This is a genomic window from Arthrobacter sp. LjRoot14, from assembly GCF_964253905.1.
Lineage (GTDB): Bacteria > Actinomycetota > Actinomycetes > Actinomycetales > Micrococcaceae > Arthrobacter.
Genome location: NZ_CAXURL020000001.1, coordinates 533,535 through 549,819, shown reverse-complemented (window position 1 = coordinate 549,819; position 16,285 = coordinate 533,535). Strand labels below are relative to the sequence as shown.

Genomic DNA, 16,285 nt, shown 5'->3' with positions numbered 1-16,285 from the left:
AGCCCCCCCCCCATGCGTGCCACCATCATCCACGGCCCTGGAGACATCCGGGTTGAAGACCGGGACTACCCCACCATCCAGCTGCCCACGGACGTGGTGGTCAAGGTGACGGCATCCTGCGTCTGCGGCTCGGACCTGTGGCCCTACCGCGGCGTCAGGCCCACCCGCAGGCCCACAGCCATCGGCCACGAATTCGTCGGCGTGGTGGAGAGCGTCGGCGAAGGCGTGACTGAGCTGGCGGTAGGTGATTTCGTCATCGCACCGTTCGTGGTCAGCTGCGGCGAGTGCCCGCAGTGCCTCAACGGCGTCACCGTTGCCTGCGACCACCTGGCCGGCTGGGGCGGCCGGGACGACACCGGCCACAAGATCGACGGCGGCCAGGGCCAGGCTGTCCGGGTTCCGATGGCCGAGAGCACCCTGGTCAAGGTTCCGGGCGTCACCGAACCGGACGCCGAACTGACCGCCAACCTGCTGACGCTGTCCGACGTCATGGCCACCGGCCACCACGCGGCGCTGGCCGCTAAGGTGGCGCCCGGCCGCACCGTCGTAGTGGTGGGCGACGGCGCCGTCGGGCTTTGCGGTGTCCTTGCGGCCAAGCGGCTCGGGGCCGAGCGGATCATTGCCATGTCCCGCCACGCGGACCGGCAGGCGCTGGCCCGGGAGTTCGGCGCCACGGACATCGTGGAGGAACGGGGCGACGACGGCGTGGCCAAGGTCCGCGCGTTGCTGGGCGGCGTGCTGGCCGACTCGGTCCTGGAATGCGTGGGCACCAAGGAATCCATGGAGCAGGCTTTGCACTGCGTCCGTCCGGGCGGCGCGCTTGGTTTTGTGGGCGTCCCCACCGGCGGGGGCGAGGTCCCGCTGCGGTACCTTTTCGACTCCAACGTTTCCATCGCCGGGGGCATGGCGCCCGCGCGGACCTATATCCCCGAACTGCTGGAAGATGTGCTGGCAGGTACCATCCACCCCGGCCGCGTTTTCGACTCCGTCATGCCGCTGGAGGAAGCGCCGGAAGCCTACAAGGCCATGGATGAACGCCGCGCCATCAAGGTGCTGCTCACGCCCTGACCCGGCCGGCGCCTCCGGGTGCGATACTAAGTCTGCGGGAGCCGGTCCGCGAACGGTCCGGGTTTTCGCTTGGTTGCGAAGTGGGGGAACTGAATGCAACTTGACACCTTGACCCTCCGGGTTGCCTTCGCCATTGTGGCGTTCACGTTGGCGCTCCTGTTCTATTTCGCTGCGTACCGGAGCACGCGGTCCCCTTACAGCGCCTGGTGGTGCGTGGCCCTGACGTTATTCCTTGCCGGGTCAGCGGCCTACCTCTTCAACGGAACACCGCACCAGGTGTGGGCCAATCCGCTGGGGAACTGCCTGCTGGTTGCCGGCGGAGCATGCGTCTGGGCCGGTGCCCGGTCCCTGCGGGCAGCACGGCCGCGTTCCTGGCAACTGGCGGCCGGTCCCGCCGTGGTGACGGTGTCATCAGCCCTTGAAAACCCGGGGGTAAACATCTGGGCCGGAGGTGCCGTCTTCCTTGCCCTCATGAGCCTGATGCTGGGCCTGGCGTCCCGCGAACTCTGGCGGTTGGAGCCCGGTTACTCCAGGGTCCGGATTCCGCTGGCCATCGCGGCGGCTTTCTTCTCGGCGTTCTACTTCTGCCGCCTGACCGTTTACCTGGGAGAAGGCCCGGACGGCCTCGTCTTCGTCACCTACTTCGGCTCTGCGGTGACCACCCTGGTGACCATGGTGCTGCTGGTGGTGGTGTCCTTCAGCATGGCGGCGCTCAGCAGCGAACAGCAAACACGAGCTCTCCGGGCGGTGGCCACCCAGGACGGCCTCACGGGGCTTCTCAACCGGGCGGCATTCCTGGACCTCGCCGCCGAGGAGCTGCTGCGGCTGCGGCACACCCGGGCGCACGGCACCCTGGTCCTGGCCGACCTGGACCACTTCAAGGCCGTTAACGATACCTACGGCCACGCGGCCGGCGACGCTGCGCTGCAGTCGTTCGCCTCCGCCTGCAACGAGACGGTCCGCTCAACCGACCTCGTGGGACGCTACGGCGGAGAGGAATTCATCTTCCTGCTGCCCGGCGTGAGCCCGGACCGGGCAGAGGCCATCACTGCGGAGATCAACAAGCAGCTCCAAGCGGTTCGGGGCCCGGACGGTTCCCGGATGCCCACGGTCAGTTACGGCATCGCACCTATCGGCAAAGGAACGTCCGGCCTTGATGAGCTGATCGCAACGGCGGACGCCGCCTTGTACCGGGCCAAATCGCTGGGCCGCAACCGCACGGTCCGAGGGATCCATACTCCGTAGTCCGCACAGGAACTAGTCCGCAAAGTAGGGCATTTCTCCCCTTTGCGCTCACCCGCTGCCGGGTCTAGCGTGATCCGCATCAGCATCCACCGCCGTCGAGGAGCCGTCATGGCCGGTTTTGTGCAGATCATCGAATTCCAGACCTCCCGCATCGAGGAGATAGAACAGCTGGGCCGGCCGTCACGGACCGAGGGAGGCACCCCGTCCACGTTCCGCCGCATCGTGGCCACGGCGGACAGGGACCGCCCCGGGACCTACTTCACCATCGTCGACTTCGATTCCTATGAATCGGCGATGGAGAATTCCAACCGGCCGGAGACGTCGGAATTCGCCGCGAAAATGGCGGCACTGTGCGACGGGCCGCTGATCTTCCGCAACCTGGACGTCATGTGGGAAGACACCGGAGAGGGCGCGGAAGACGGCTAGGAGCCGGACATGGCCCTCGTAAGCCCCGCCCCGGAGCCAGCTGGCGGCGCGGGGAACAGCCTGGTGGTTGATCTTGGCCGGCTGGCATCAGGATCGCTGGCGCTGGTGGGCGGCAAGGCCCTGAACCTCGGAAAGCTCGCCGCCGCGGGCTTCCCGGTGCCGGCGGGATTCTGCCTGACCACAACGGGCTACCGGATGGCTGCGCCTGCGGAACTGGACTCCATCGCCGCCCGCCTGGACGGGGTGAACCGTCCGGACGGCGCGAAAAAGTACGACGGCGCGCCCGGGCTGCCGGACGACCAGCGGGACGGGCTCGCGCGGCAGGCCCGCGAGGCGATGGCCGCAGCGCCGGTTCCGCCCGACGTCGAGGCCGCCGTCCGCGGCGCCTATGCCTCGATGGGCAACGCTCCTGTGGCGGTGCGGTCTTCCGCCACCGCGGAGGACCTGCCCTTTGCCAGCTTCGCTGGGCAGCAGGACTCCTTCATGGACGTCGTCGGTGCCGACGCCGTCGTCGAGGCCGTCAGGCGCTGCTGGGCGTCGCTGTGGACGGACCGCGCGGTGGCCTACCGCACAGCGAACGGGATCAGCAACCGGGACGCGGGCCTCGCCGTCGTCGTTCAACACATGGTCGACGCCGGCACGGCGGGAGTGCTGTTCACCGCCAACCCGGTGACGGGCACGCGGACCGAGAGCGTCATCGACGCCAGCCCCGGGCCGGGACAGGCGGTGGTGTCCGGTGCGGTTAATCCGGACCACTTCGTTGTGCACACGGCCACTGCCCGGGTCCTGAAGGGGCCGCAGGGCAGCGGGACCAGTTTGGACCCGGCCCGGGTGCGCGAACTGACTTCCCTCGGTGATGCCGTGCAGCGGCTGTTTGGTGCACCCCAGGACGTGGAATGGGTGATCGACGCCGGCGGCAAGGCCTGGCTGACCCAGTCGCGGCCCATCACCACGCTGTATCCGCTGCCGGAGGACGCATCACCGGGCCCCGGCGGCGCGGACCGCGCAGCGGGCGGGGACACACGCGTCTACCTGTGCGGCACGCTGCTCCAGGGGCTTACCCGCCCCCTCACGCCGATGGGCCTCTCCGTGCTGGGCCTCATGCGGAACAGCAAGGGGTTGTGGAACTACGTGAACCCGGGGTTGCGGATGTACGTGGACCTGACTCCTATCGTCCGCAGCAAATCCGGCCGCAAGGCGCTGTTGAGGTTGCTGCCGCTGGCTGACGGGAGGTCGGCCGCGGTCTTCCCCGCGCTCTTGGAGGACCCGCGGTTCAGCATTGTCCGGCCGGCCCGGAGGAAGCCGGGCCGGAAACGCACGCAGCGCCGCGCCGGGACAGAAGCGAAGGGCACTGAGGGAACCCAGAGCCTGGTTCTGATGGCGGGGCTCCTTCCGGCCATGGTCAGGACGCTGTTGTGGCCGGACGTGGAACTGCGCCGGGCGCGGCGCTACCAGGACCGCCTCGAAGCCCAGCTGGCGCTGCCCCTGCCTGCGACCCCGGCGCGGCGGCTGCAGCACGCGGAGGACGTCCTGGGAAGCACGGTCAACGGGATCATCCAGGCAACCATGCCCGCTCCATCCGCGGGATACCTCATGCTGGCCGCGGCCCGCAGGCTGTTGCGCGGTATTGCCAAACCGCGCGAGCTTGAGGCGGTCCTGCGGGGGCTTCCCCACAACGTGACCACCATTATGGACCTGGAACTGTGGCAGCTGGCGGTGTCGTTTGGCCGGGACCCGGAGGCCCGCAGGGTGTTCACGGAGCTGGGGCCGGATGAGCTTGCGGCGCTCTACAAGGCGGCCACTTTGCCGGGCGTTGCACAGGCCGGCCTGCGGAAGTTCCTGTCCAAGTACGGCCACCGTGCTGTGGCGGAGATCGATCTGGGGATGCCGCGGTGGGCCGAGGAACCGGACCACCTGCTGGGGATGATCTCGAACTATCTCCGGGTCGAGGATGCGGAGCAGGCCCCGGACCGCCAGTTTGCCCGCGCCGCCGATCATGCGGAAGCGCGGGTCAGCGAGCTCGTGGAACGGGCGGCAGCCAGGAGCCGGCTGCGGGGGCGGCTGGTGGCGCTGTGCCTGCGCCGGGCACGGCAGCTGTCCGGACTGCGGGAACTGCCCAAGTTCTACATCGTGATGGTGCTGGCGGAGATGCACCGGCAGCTCACCGCCGTCGGCGAGGAACTGACGCGGACGGGCACCATCGCGGCAGCCGGCGACGTTTTCTTCCTGGACTTTGAAGAGCTGCGTGTTGCCCTCCGCGGTGCGGACCTGAAGGAAGTGGTCGCCGTCCGCCGTCGGATGTACGACGTCGAACTGCGGCGGCGGCGCGTTCCGCGCCTTTTGCTCTCGGACGGCACCGACGTCGAGGCCGCCATGATGGCGGCGGCCGCCGCGCTGCCCAAGTCGGCTGCCGCGGACCGCCTCACGGGAACTCCGGCCTCGGCCGGCACCGCCACCGGGAAGGTCAGGGTGGTCATGGATCCGGTGGGTGCCCACGTGGAACCAGGCGAAATTCTGGTGGCCCCCTCCACTGATCCCGGCTGGACGCCGCTCTTCCTCACCGCGGGTGCCCTGGTGATGGAGATGGGCGGCGTCATTTCCCATGGCGCGGTGGTGGCCCGGGAGTACGGCATCCCCGCCGTCGTGGGTGTTGCTGACGCCACCGTGCGGCTGCGCGACGGGCAAACCGTCACTGTGGACGGCGCGGCCGGAACCGTGACGTGGTGATGGATGACGCGACGCTTAAGGATGCGGAGATCCGCGACTGGAACTGGGCCGTCCTTCCCAAAGGCTCGGTGAGCACCCGTTTTGCGGCGCCGAGCGGGAGCCTTGCGATGGTGGCCATGGGAAAGCCTCAGAACCCGCGGGTGGTGCTGGTTCCCGGCGCCACGGGCTCCAAAGAGGACTTCGCCGTGATGATGCCTGAGCTTGCCGAAGCAGGGTTCTATGTGCTGAGTTACGACCTGGCCGGCCAGTACGAATCGGCAGGCGCGGGGCCGGAGAACCTCATCCCGCCCCGCACGCATTATGACTACGAGCTCTTCGTGAACGATTTCATCGCCGTCCTTGAGTCGGGCGAAGTTCCGGCCCATGTGGTGGGGTACTCCTTTGCCGCCATCGTGGCGCAGATTGCCTATTCGAAGCGCCCGGAGCTGTTCCGCAGCTTTACCCTCCTCAGCTGCCCGCCCCTGACTGGGCAGTGCTTCCGGGGAATCAGCGGGTTCGGGCGATTCACCGGTTTGGCCAACGGCCGGGTGGGCGCTGCGCTGATGATCTGGGGCATCCGCCGGAACGTCAACAAGGTCTCCCCCAACCGGCTGCGGTTTGTCCGGAACCGGTTCCGGTTTACGCGGCGCCAGTCCGTGCGGGACATCTACGTGCTGATGAAGAATGTCCCGGACCTGCGGGAGGACCTCGCCGCCGCACCCGTGCCGAAATTCGTGGCGGTGGGCGAACACGATTTGTGGCCGCTGCGCTTGCATCGCCAGTTCGCGCAGTCCATCGGAGCCCGGATTTCGGTGTACCGCGGCGGCCACAGCCCGTCCGAAACGTCACCGCATCAGTTCGGCCGGGACCTGCTTGCCATGTACGCCGAGGGCAGCTGAAACGGACATATAGTGTCGCAAGGGCACTTATACCCTTGCAAGCAAGGCGTCAGCCCCGTACGTTGGGGACAGCGGGGGACGTTCTCCGCTCTGCGGGCCGCGGTGTCTGCAGAGAGAATCAGAGTCACATAAAGGAATGCAGCCATGGCAACAGGCACAGTTAAATGGTTCAACGCCGAAAAGGGTTTTGGCTTCATTGCCCCCGATGACGGATCAGCTGACGTTTTCGCCCACTATTCGGCGATCGCTAGCAGCGGTTACCGTTCACTGGACGAGAACCAGAAGGTCGAATTCGATGTGACCCAGGGTCCGAAGGGCCCTCAGGCAGAGAACATCCGCCCTCTCTAAAGGCTTAGGGTAACGGTTACGGCGCTTAGCCGGGCCACCCTGCACCAACAACAGCCCCTCCGAACCAGTCCGGTCCGGAGGGGCTGTTGCGTTGGCTTCGCCCATCTTCCGGTTAGCGGGCAGGCCCTGTCTTGTGGCGGGCGCGTTGCACCGCCCGGTACACCGTGGACCTGGCCACGGAAAAGAGTTCTGCGAGTTCCCCGGTGGTATGCTCCCCGGCGTCGTGCAGCTTGACCAGGTGGGCTTCCTGCGCCGGAGACAGCTTGGGTTTCTTGCCTTTCAGGCGGCCCTTGGCCTTGGCGATTTTCATGCCTTCGCGGGTTCGGGCGCGGATCAGGTCGCTCTCGAATTCGGCCACCATGGCCAGGACGTTGAACAGCAGCTTTCCAACGGGGTCCGTGGGATCGTGCACCGATCCGCCGATGCTGAGTTTCACGTTCCGCTGGGCGAGCTCGTCGACGATTTCGTGGGCATCCCGAACGGACCTGGCGAGGCGGTCCAGCTTGGTAACCACGAACGTGTCACCGTCCCGGCAGGCCGCCATCGCTTCCCGGAGGCCCGGACGGTTCCGGTCAGTGCCCGTCAGCCCGTGATCCACGTAGATCCGGTCCGCGGTGATCCCCATAGCTGACAATGCGTCGCGCTGCGCCGCTAGGTCCTGCTGCTCCGTGGACACCCGCGCGTAGCCGACCAGCAAAGCGGTCATGCGCAACAGTGTGCCACGCGTCCTTTTGGTGGACCAGATATGCCACCATCACCGGGCAGTTCAGCGGACGGGTCTTACGGTGGGGGTGCCCTGTCGAAGCTGCGTTTGTGCTGGTGAGGGGCGGGCTCGTCCGGAGGAGGACCGGCTTACGGACACCGTTGGATGGCAGTGAGCTGTTGAAAAGTTGCGGCGAAGCGGCTTTGACCCGGTGCATCCATCGCTTCCGGTTTGCATGTCGTATGTACGTTCTGATGAATAGTGCCCCTAAAGTCAGTCGTGAGTAGTAGGCACTCGAACAAAGATGCCACGCTCACGCCGAGAGGAAAACGTGACGGTACCAGTGGTTTCGCAGACGCGACCGGATCCCCGCGGCATGCTAAGAGAATGGGCAAACGCGTCTGACGAATGGGTGCGTCACATTGTTCGGCATGTACTGGACGGAGGCGGGCCGTTGGGGGATGAGGAAGAACTGACTTCCTATGAGCTGTTTCGTCAGGAGAAGGCATTTGATGACCGTGTTCTCCCCAGCGAGGAACCGCTGGCGACCATGGAGAGTCAAGAGGAAGCTGTCGAGCCTCTGACCCTCACATCGCTCTCCGCCGTAACCGGCGTCAACGCCCTGGTTGAAGGTAGCGTCATTGAGCCCCATGAGGGCCTGACAATCTTGTTCGGAGAAAACGGCACAGGAAAGACGGGCTACTCTCGCATATTCAAGGGGCTCGCGGCCAGCCGAACGGCGGACGTGATTCTCGGAAACATCACATCACCTACCCCGCAAGAGCAGTCTGCACTCGTCAGTTACATGCTTGGTGGACAGTCAAAGACGTATCAGTGGGCGGGAAAGCAAGGAGTGGCCCCGTTTACGAGAATGTCTATCTTCGACAGCCCTTCTGTGAGCTTCCATGTAGACGACGACCTTGAGTACGTCTATACCCCCGCGGCGCTGGCACTGTTCAACCACGTAATTGCCGGTATCAAGTCTGTACAAAAACAGGTCGATCAGGCCGTCCAGAACTTGAAATCAGGATCCACGGGCATTCTTTCTCGTTTTCCACGTGGTTCGAGCGTTTACCCGTTGATCGAAACACTAGGCGCGGCCACAGACCTAGAGCATCTCCGGGCGGTTGCGGATCCAGACAAGGACGTCGATATTCGCCTCGCCGATTTGCGACGCACGGTCGCAGCTCTGGAAGCAGACACAATCAGCGCCGACATAAAGGTCCAACAACGCATAGAACGCATACTCACTCAGATAGTGGATGCGGCCAAAGTCGTCTCTAGTTTCAACCTAATTGCCTATGAACAAGAACTAGAAATACTGGCCGGCCTTGAACAGGACTACCGAACCTTCCGCACTGCGCTATTCGAGGCGGCAGATCTTCCCGCAGAGCCGGACGAGACTTGGAGCGAGTTCGTTGAGGCTGGGGAGAATTATAAAGAGCACCTCACCGAACTCGGCGCCCACGATGCAGATCGTTGCCTCTACTGCCGGCAAGAGCTGAATGAATCTGCCCTTGCCCTCGTCGGGAAATACTCTGAATATCTCGAAGACAAGATAACTGCGGACATATCCGCCTCAAAAGCGCGTTTCACTGCTCTCGCCGCGCCGCTTGTCTCAGCCAAAACCAATGACGTGGCAGCCTTTGCCAATGAACACTCCGATACGAACGACAAGCCTCCGTTCCAAGCCCAGCTGGAACGCACCCTTGCCGCGCTTTCAACCCTTAACGACGTCGTTCAGTCCAGGGCGAAAGCAGAACAAGCGCTGATCGAGATCGCCGCAGAGGACCTGGTGAAACTCGAGGTCGCTCTGTCGACCACGACACAGCTCTTGGGCGAACTTAAAGAAAAAGCGGATACCCGATCGGAAACCCTGGCTGCCAACAAGAAGTCCCTCATCGAGCTGGAGGCGGCTGCCGAGCTGACCAAGTCCTGGACGCTCATCGAGTCACACGTGCGTAATGCTAAGCAAGCCGATCGGTTGATTCTGCTGGCTAAACCCATGCCCGCCTTGCTAAGGGGTGTAACGAGCATGGCCAAGACCGCCAGCGACCAGATGATCAACGAAAGCTTTGACACACTCTTCGGTGAAGAATGTGCTGCGCTTCGTGCACCTTCACTGAATGTTGAGTTCGTTGGTCGTCAAGGACGCGCGCAACGCCGCAAAGTCCTTAATGGGAAGCACAAGCCTTCCAAAGTTCTTTCGGAAGGCGAGCAGAAAGTAATCGCGATGGCGGACTTCCTAGCCGAGGCGAGGCTTTCTGGTATCAACGCCCCGGTCATCTTCGATGACCCAGTCTCCAGTCTCGATCATCGTCGGATTAGAGAGGTCGCCCAGCGCGTTACTTCACTCGCCGAGACCACGCAAGTCATTGTCTTCACTCATGACATATTTTTTGCCAGCACCTTGCTCACACTTATGGAAGCGACTAAACGGTGCTCGTATTTCCACATCACCGATGAAGACGGCAAAGGCCAAATCAATCGTGCCACAGGTCCTCGCTGGGACAGCTTGAGTAATATCAGGACGAAGATCAATGAGACTATACAAACTGCTCGATCACAGCAGGGTGATTCTCGGGCAGCGCTCGTCCGAACTGGATACGACTGGATTCGCGCCTGGTGTGAGGTATTCACGGAGACTGAACTCCTCCAGGGTGTAACTCAGCGCTATCAGCCCAACGTACGGATGACTAACCTCCCGAAGATAAAGACGGAGGCCCTGCCTGCAGCGGTGGAGACTGTCAATCGCATTTTCGAGGAAGCCTGCCGGTACATCGATGGTCACTCTCAGCCTTTAGCTAGCCTCAGCGTGAGCCCGACTTTTACTGGTCTTGAAGCCCATTGGGCCGAACTCTCTCAGGCAAGGTCGACCTACCTGAGCGCAAACTAACCGTTAGCTGCGTGCCTGATGACAGATCCTGATTCGTGGTTGGGAGCGCCCGGTGAGGGATCCCTGAACGGACATCGGGGATTTTGGTCGGGCAGAGTTTTCGACGCAGCGTGTCAGCTATCGGTGTTGGCCGAATCTGCGATCCAGCTTGTCCTTCTGCAGTACCAGGGCAAACCATGAGACGAATGCGAAGAGGCCCACCGGAACCGCGAGGTAAGTGACTGTGAAGGGCCAATGGGGGCCGGCCTCACTGAAGCTGGACCAGACTTGGCCTAATGCGCGGCCGATGGCCAGATAAACTTGGATGCCGACGACGGTCGCGCCGGACAGGATTGCGACCACTGCGCTGATGCGAATCCATGTACGCATTCACTCCCCCAAGTGATTAGCAGGTTGGCCCGGCGGGAGCCGGGACGTCCACTAGTACATCCAGTGTTCCAGACTCCATCCTTTACCTGGCGGCTACTTCGACGGACTCTCGTGCAGCCATATTGCTCGGTCCAAGTCCCGGGGTTCAACATTGAGCTTCGCGGCAGCGAGCTGGAGGAGCTGCCGTGTTCGGGCGCGAGTAAGTCTGTTGTCGTCGCCGAGAACTCGGGCGAGGTAGCGCTGCACCATCACATCTGGTTTTGTTTCGGTGCCGACTCCTGCATTCATGATCAGATATGACCAGGCAAGCGAGCCAAAACCTTTGACTGAAAGCCATGCTGTCTTTGCGGAGGTACTTCCGTTGGTCGCGGCGGTTCGGAGGTGTTCTGCACTCGTTACTGCTGTGTCTAGGGCTGCGAGCCGGGAGAGGCCCTCGTAAATGCCCTCAGGCCGCAAACGGTTTGTACCCGGCAGCTTGCTTTCGTTGCGCAGGATGTCACGGGCAAAGCCTGCGGGGCCACCTGCGCTATCCATCGCCATTATCAGGTCTGCACCGCTGTCGGTGTCCGCCGTTGGGCGAAGCACACGGTACCGGGCAAGCACATTCGTCGCTGCGGCCGAACTACCGCGCAGGGAGTAGGCGGAGTTCAGAGCGCAAAGGGCAAGAGAGTCGGGGAACTCCACGGGGGCGCTCCAACCGGAGGGATCGCCGAGATCCTCAGCGACGGCCTTCAGGAGGAGATCCAATTGAGTCATGCCCGGATCATATCTGGCACTTTCTGCCGCCGGCGGGCCTCTCGCCCAAAAAGAAGCCGATTATGGCAAGGGCTGGCAAACTGCCCGCCCCTTGCCATCGCCTGTTTACGATCAGCTCTGGTGGTAAGAGATAGGGTTCTGGGACTTGCTCAGCTCGACCTGGCCTCCAACCCGGGGATCGCCTTCCAAAAGGTCACCCACTACCTCAAGCCGATTACCGTGCTTGATCAGACCCCGCATGGTCGCTACGGCAAGGATGGTGCCAGCGGGATCGACGATGCGCACCTCGTCCTCCTCAATAGCCCTGCTGGCCTTCATCACCCAACACCCGCGACCGGCTTCCCACGCGTCACGTTCACTCATGTTCGGCTTGGCCCCTACCCAACTCCGTCCAAGGGGGTCGTTCTGTACGTCTTGCTTGTGGCCCAACTTGATCTGCAGCACGAAAACTCCTAAAGAGTTAGATACTCGATAACTTGTTAACAAGTATACATGTACCTAAGTATCTTTCAAGTCCCGAGGGATTGTCCTCCTGGACCCATATTTGTGGACTTGTTCGTTAGGTGGCGGCGTTATGTTTTCGCTCTGTGTCGCTAGTTGCCGATGACGAGGATGCTTGCTGCTGCTTCGACGACGTCGTCGGTGATGGTTTCGAGTTGGTTGATTTTGAGGATGCGGGTGATCTGGGGGAATAGCCGTTCGAGTAGCCGGAAGTTGCCTCGGGTGATGCGTTCTACTGCGGCAATTGCCTGGGCGTCGGTGAAGTCGTCTGGGTCGAGGGTGCGGCCGAGGCGTTTCCAGTGTCGGTCCAGAACGAAGAGGAGCTCCTCTCTGCCGAGGGCGCGGTATCGGTGGGAGAAGCCGAGCCGGCTGTAGAGCTGGGGGTAGTGCCGGAATCGTTGGTCTATGCCGGGCATGCCGATGAGGATCATCGGCAGGTGGGTTCGATCGTGGTTGTCACGGAGGAGTTCAAGGGCTGTCGCCTTGAGGCGTTCGGCTTCGTCGATAATGAGCAGCTCCACTAGTGTGGTGACTCTGTTCATCGAGCGTGGTGCGGCATCGAGCTTGTGCAGGTGTTCGTCAAATGCACGAGCCGATTCTCACCTGGTACCGGTGTATGTCCTCCATGAGGGTTTTGGGACGGCAGAGAACGTCCGGGGTGTAGAAGACGGTCCGGGAGCGGTTGGCCAGTGCGTAGTGCTTCTCGTCCTGGTCGCCGCGTGGTCCCCACTCGGTGATGTAGGGCTCAAGGTCATCCCAGTTTGCGTAGCGGCGCGCGGACAGTGTTTTACCCACACCGGCGTCCCCGTGGCAGATCCCTATTGTTCGTTCTTTTCGGACTGCGTTGGCGAACTCGTTGAAGCGTCGGTGTTCCTTGGTGACGATGAAGGTGGGGGTCATCTTTAGTCCTCTTCGTAGGTGCGCAGTCGGCGCCGGCGCCGTGCTGGTTCAGTGATGTGCGGTTCTTCACGGCTGATGACTGATGGAATGCGATCGTTGATGGTGCGGCGCAGTTCTCTCCGGCGCGCCCTGCGTGCGGCCTCGATGTCACGCAGGCTCAGGCGAAGGTTGGGGTGATCTTCGTCAATGGCGACGCAAACGAAGGTGTCGTGGTCGTAGACGCGGATCTCGGATACATCCCGCGGGTCGTAGCGGATGGTGACGGTTTGCCCCACGAAGGGCGCCAGCGTGGGTGAGAGGTAGCGCTGGCCTTGAAAGTGGATGCCGTCGCGTTGCACGGTCCGGTTCTTTGGAACTGTCAGGAGGAGTCCGTCGAGGTCCTCCAGGGATTCGGGCATCCGAGGTAGCCAACCGTCGGCGACCCAAGCATCCCGTGGTGAGACACCGATCTCGCGGTGGGGCCGGTCATTGTAGGCGGCGACGAAACCGCCGATGGTGCGGTCCAGTCCTGGGAGATCGAGTATGGGCTGTGGCTTCCTGTTCCCGGGTTTTAGATGCCCGGGGAGGGCGTGAAGAACTTCGGTGTTGATGGTCCCGAAGAACCGTTCGATCTTGCCTCTGCCCTGGGGCCGGGCGATGGTCGAGTGGATGATGCGGATGTGCAGCTCGACGGCGGTGCGTTCGAGATGATGGCTCGTGAAGTCGGAGCCGTGGTCCACGTGCAGGATGTCGGGCAGCCCGCACATTGCCCAGCTCGGGTCGCTCTTGCGCCAGATGGCCTGCCGGAGGGCGAGGGCGGTGTTGAGCGCTGAGGGCGCACCGGTGAAGACGGTGTAGCCGCAGAGCGCGCGGGAGTAATCGTCCATCACTGTCGTCAGCCACGGCCGGTCTGGCTTGCCGTTGGTGCCGTTGATGAGAATGTCGAGTTGGGTGTGGTCCGCTTGCCAGATTTGGTTTGGTCGGTCGGCGCGGCGGCGAAGGACAAGTTCATGGCGGTCCCGGTAGGACGCGGGACCTTCAATCGCCATGGTCACCAGGGCGGGGTCCAGTGCCTGAATAACATCGCGGACGAGGGAGTAGCTTGGCGCCGGGGCGCCTCGTCTGCCCGCTTCGGCCGCCGTAAGTCGGTGCAACGTTGCGATAGTTGGGCGCGGTCTGGTCAGCGCGAGGCCCTCGATGAATCGAACCACTCCTGGGTCTGTGCGCCGCGTGCCGGCATCGGCGCGTGGATGCAGGTCAAGAGCACTCGCGCCACCAGCCCGGTAGAGCGGGAGCCAGCGTTGAAGAGTGCGGGTGCTGAGCCCGGTTTCACGGGCGAGGGCGGCAAGCGGGATCTGGTCCTCGACGTAGAGTCGAAGGACTTTCCAGCGCTCATCGCCGTTCAGGGATACCTACGTTCTGGTGCTCTCGCGGGCGGCGAGGGCTTGCTGGTGGCGGTAAAGAGTCGCACGGCTCCAGCCCACGAGGCGGGCCGCGTCTTCCGCTGTGCGTCCCTTCGCCCGGGCATCCTGCGCGATCGCCAGCTTGTCCGCAATGACAACCGGATCCGTCAGCGGGCGGCCAAAGCGCGTTCCGTTCTGCCTGGCAGCGGCAATGCCGGCATTGACGCGCTCGACGATCAGCTCGCGCTCATATTCGGCCAGGGTGGCGAGCATGTTCAGCATCAGCCGGCCCGTTGATGTCGCCGGGTCGATGCCGTCTGAGATGGATCGGACCTGGACGCCGCGTTCGCGCAGCAGGTTCACGGTGTTCAGGACATCGATCAGGGACCGGCCCAGCCGGTCTACCCGCCACACAACGACGGTGTCGCCCTCCTCCACGTACTCGAGGAGCCTCTTCATCCCGGGCCGTTCGATCGCTGTCTTACTTCCGGAGGTTACGTCAGCGAAAACGTCGCGCTTCTGCACGCCGGCAGCTAGCAGTGCGTCGAGCTGCAGTTGGGCATCCTGGTTCGACGTACTCACCCGCGTGTAGCCCAAATGCCTCATTAAGCCATTCTGACTCAAAAAGTCCACCGCGGGCCTGTGTTGAGACGATTTACGGTGAGACGTGTTCCCGGGACATCGGCGAGCCCGGTTTTCTCAGTCTGCCGCTGGCTGCTCCCGAAGCCTGGAATCGTGTCTTGAAAAGCTTTTGGTTTATGAGACATCCCACGAACCCGTGCCGGTTAGGCCCTTTGCTGGACGCGCCGTCTCGTTTGTTTGTTGAGGGCGCGAAGGCCTCTAGCCTGTGTTCATGTCTTATGACCTTGCAGTGTATGTGCCGGAAGCCTTTGACCTCGAAGTCATCTCTGGTGTCGTGAATGCTTTGCCGGGACTGCAGTTGGAGGAAAGCAGCAGCGGCAGCGCTGATGGCCCGCAGAATTGGCACATCCTTCGCGGCAAGAAGGCCGCGTCCTGCTTTACGCTTGAAGGCCCGTACCTGGTCGAGCCGGAGGATGTTCCTCATGAAGTGACGGCTGCCGTCCTGGGTGCTGGTGTCATGTACAGCATTCTGGTTGAAGGCTCCGATCCGGTGTCGATCCCGCATGCTGTCAGGTTCAGCAAACGAATGGCCAAGGTGGGAACCGGTGCTGTTGTGGACGACCAGACCGAGGAGGTCTGGCCCAAGACGAGCTCGCGAAAGGCAGTCAAACCGGGGCCCAGCACCATCATCGACATGGTTGATGTCCGCTGGTACCACCTCATAAATGAGGTCCAAGACGACTTCCCGCAGCGCTACCTGGATCTCGCGCGGCAGTATTTGCCGGAGGCAGTGCCGAAGCGCTTTGGCAGCTATGAGCCCCTTCAGGGCAACCTGGCCCGTGACGGCGACCAGGCATTCGTGCGGGCCTTCGCTGAGAGTGAGGGAGTATCCACCGTCGGGACCTTCCCTGTCACCGGCGCATACTTCAATGGCGTCTTCGGCGGCAACTGGAACCAAGACCGCCCTATCCGCCAGGGCGACGTACAGTCTGCATCACTCTCGATCCACCGCGACGTTCTCGAGGATCCGCAGTGGCGAGCCGGATTTCAGCGGTTTTTTGTCGCTGTGGCCGTCGAGCTTCGCAGCTTCTACGCAACGGCCGAGGTCGATCCCGGACGCTGGGAATGGACAGGGCGTACGTTATGGTCACTTCCCTCGCCGATCACTCTCTACTACCAAAAGACAGCCTGGGGCCGCTGGCAAGGCCTCACCGCCCATCCGACATGGATGGCCTGGTTCTCCCCGTTGTACGCCGACCTGGTTCGCTCGCACCTGCCGGGCACCGTTGAGGAGTATCCCGCAGGTCTGCTGCACCGCTTCGGAGACGGACCTCAAGACCGCGAGAGAATCATCGAACGCTGGCCAGAGGCCGCCCAATGGGTGCCAGCCGAGCTCACGGCCGTGCCGAACCCACACGAAGAAGACCAGTTCGCGGAGATCATGCCCGAACGGCTCACCCAAATGCTCGTTCCTCCCCCTCCGCAGCCCGACTGTACGTAGGAA

Annotated in this window: 14 protein-coding genes and 1 pseudogene; 8 read left to right on the top strand and 7 right to left on the bottom strand. The window is 63.1% G+C overall.

All coding sequences use genetic code 11. From position 1 onward, the window contains the following. Positions 1 to 12: 12 nt before the first annotated feature. The 6 genes from ACSQ12_RS02625 to ACSQ12_RS02600 all read left to right on the top strand — a co-directional run bounded on the left by ACSQ12_RS02625 (position 13) and on the right by ACSQ12_RS02600 (position 6,692). Positions 13 to 1,068, top strand: coding sequence for a zinc-dependent alcohol dehydrogenase family protein (locus ACSQ12_RS02625; RefSeq protein ID WP_209747687.1), 1,056 nt, complete (start codon positions 13 to 15; stop codon positions 1,066 to 1,068). 93 nt (positions 1,069 to 1,161) lie between these two features. After that, entirely contained in the window at positions 1,162 to 2,313 is a 1,152-nt protein-coding gene (locus tag ACSQ12_RS02620) for a diguanylate cyclase domain-containing protein (RefSeq protein ID WP_436064216.1), read from the top strand. A gap of 108 nt (positions 2,314 to 2,421) precedes the next feature. Beyond that, entirely contained in the window at positions 2,422 to 2,739 is a 318-nt protein-coding gene (locus ACSQ12_RS02615) for a hypothetical protein (protein ID WP_436064215.1), read from the top strand. Between the two features lie 9 nt (positions 2,740 to 2,748). After that, positions 2,749 to 5,466 carry a PEP/pyruvate-binding domain-containing protein gene (locus ACSQ12_RS02610; RefSeq protein ID WP_436064214.1) on the top strand — a complete coding sequence of 906 codons (2,718 nt, stop codon included), beginning with the start codon at positions 2,749 to 2,751 and terminating at the stop codon, positions 5,464 to 5,466. After that, positions 5,466 to 6,344: an alpha/beta fold hydrolase gene (locus ACSQ12_RS02605; protein ID WP_436066918.1), complete on the top strand. Its 879-nt coding sequence runs from the start codon at positions 5,466 to 5,468 to the stop codon at positions 6,342 to 6,344. The genes ACSQ12_RS02610 and ACSQ12_RS02605 overlap by 1 nt, the downstream gene beginning before the upstream one ends. A gap of 144 nt (positions 6,345 to 6,488) precedes the next feature. Next, complete coding sequence (locus ACSQ12_RS02600; protein WP_013599688.1) at positions 6,489 to 6,692, top strand: cold-shock protein; 204 nt, start codon at positions 6,489 to 6,491, stop codon at positions 6,690 to 6,692. Between the two features lie 112 nt (positions 6,693 to 6,804). On the opposite strand, the gene ACSQ12_RS02595 is transcribed toward ACSQ12_RS02600, so the two are convergent. Continuing rightward, positions 6,805 to 7,398 carry a recombinase family protein gene (locus tag ACSQ12_RS02595; protein WP_436064213.1) on the bottom strand — a complete coding sequence of 198 codons (594 nt, stop codon included), beginning with the start codon at positions 7,396 to 7,398 and terminating at the stop codon, positions 6,805 to 6,807. A 328-nt stretch (positions 7,399 to 7,726) separates the two neighbouring features. On the opposite strand from ACSQ12_RS02595, the gene ACSQ12_RS02590 reads away from it, so the two are divergent. Beyond that, complete coding sequence (locus ACSQ12_RS02590) at positions 7,727 to 10,291, top strand: AAA family ATPase (RefSeq protein WP_436064212.1); 2,565 nt, start codon at positions 7,727 to 7,729, stop codon at positions 10,289 to 10,291. 117 nt (positions 10,292 to 10,408) lie between these two features. Here ACSQ12_RS02590 and ACSQ12_RS02585 read toward each other — a convergent pair whose 3' ends face one another. The 6 genes and pseudogenes from ACSQ12_RS02585 to ACSQ12_RS02560 form a co-directional block, all read right to left on the bottom strand. Next, a complete protein-coding gene (locus ACSQ12_RS02585; protein WP_436064211.1) occupies positions 10,409 to 10,660 on the bottom strand; it encodes a hypothetical protein in 252 nt (83 codons plus the stop codon). Positions 10,661 to 10,753: 93 nt separating this feature from the next. Next, a complete protein-coding gene (locus ACSQ12_RS02580) occupies positions 10,754 to 11,416 on the bottom strand; it encodes a hypothetical protein (RefSeq protein ID WP_436064210.1) in 663 nt (220 codons plus the stop codon). Between the two features lie 111 nt (positions 11,417 to 11,527). Beyond that, on the bottom strand, positions 11,528 to 11,860 hold the full coding sequence (locus ACSQ12_RS02575; RefSeq protein ID WP_436064209.1) for a hypothetical protein: 333 nt from the start codon (positions 11,858 to 11,860) through the stop codon (positions 11,528 to 11,530). 149 nt (positions 11,861 to 12,009) lie between these two features. Further along, positions 12,010 to 12,817 (bottom strand): annotated as a pseudogene (locus ACSQ12_RS02570) (AAA family ATPase). A 2-nt stretch (positions 12,818 to 12,819) separates the two neighbouring features. Next, positions 12,820 to 14,202: a Mu transposase C-terminal domain-containing protein gene (locus ACSQ12_RS02565; RefSeq protein ID WP_436066917.1), complete on the bottom strand. Its 1,383-nt coding sequence runs from the start codon at positions 14,200 to 14,202 to the stop codon at positions 12,820 to 12,822. Positions 14,203 to 14,208: 6 nt separating this feature from the next. Next, a complete protein-coding gene (locus tag ACSQ12_RS02560) occupies positions 14,209 to 14,805 on the bottom strand; it encodes a recombinase family protein (RefSeq protein WP_436064208.1) in 597 nt (198 codons plus the stop codon). Positions 14,806 to 15,052: 247 nt separating this feature from the next. Here ACSQ12_RS02560 and ACSQ12_RS02555 point away from each other — a divergent pair, with 247 nt between their 5' ends. Then, on the top strand, positions 15,053 to 16,282 hold the full coding sequence (locus ACSQ12_RS02555; protein WP_436064207.1) for a hypothetical protein: 1,230 nt from the start codon (positions 15,053 to 15,055) through the stop codon (positions 16,280 to 16,282). The last annotated feature ends 3 nt before the right edge of the window (positions 16,283 to 16,285 follow it).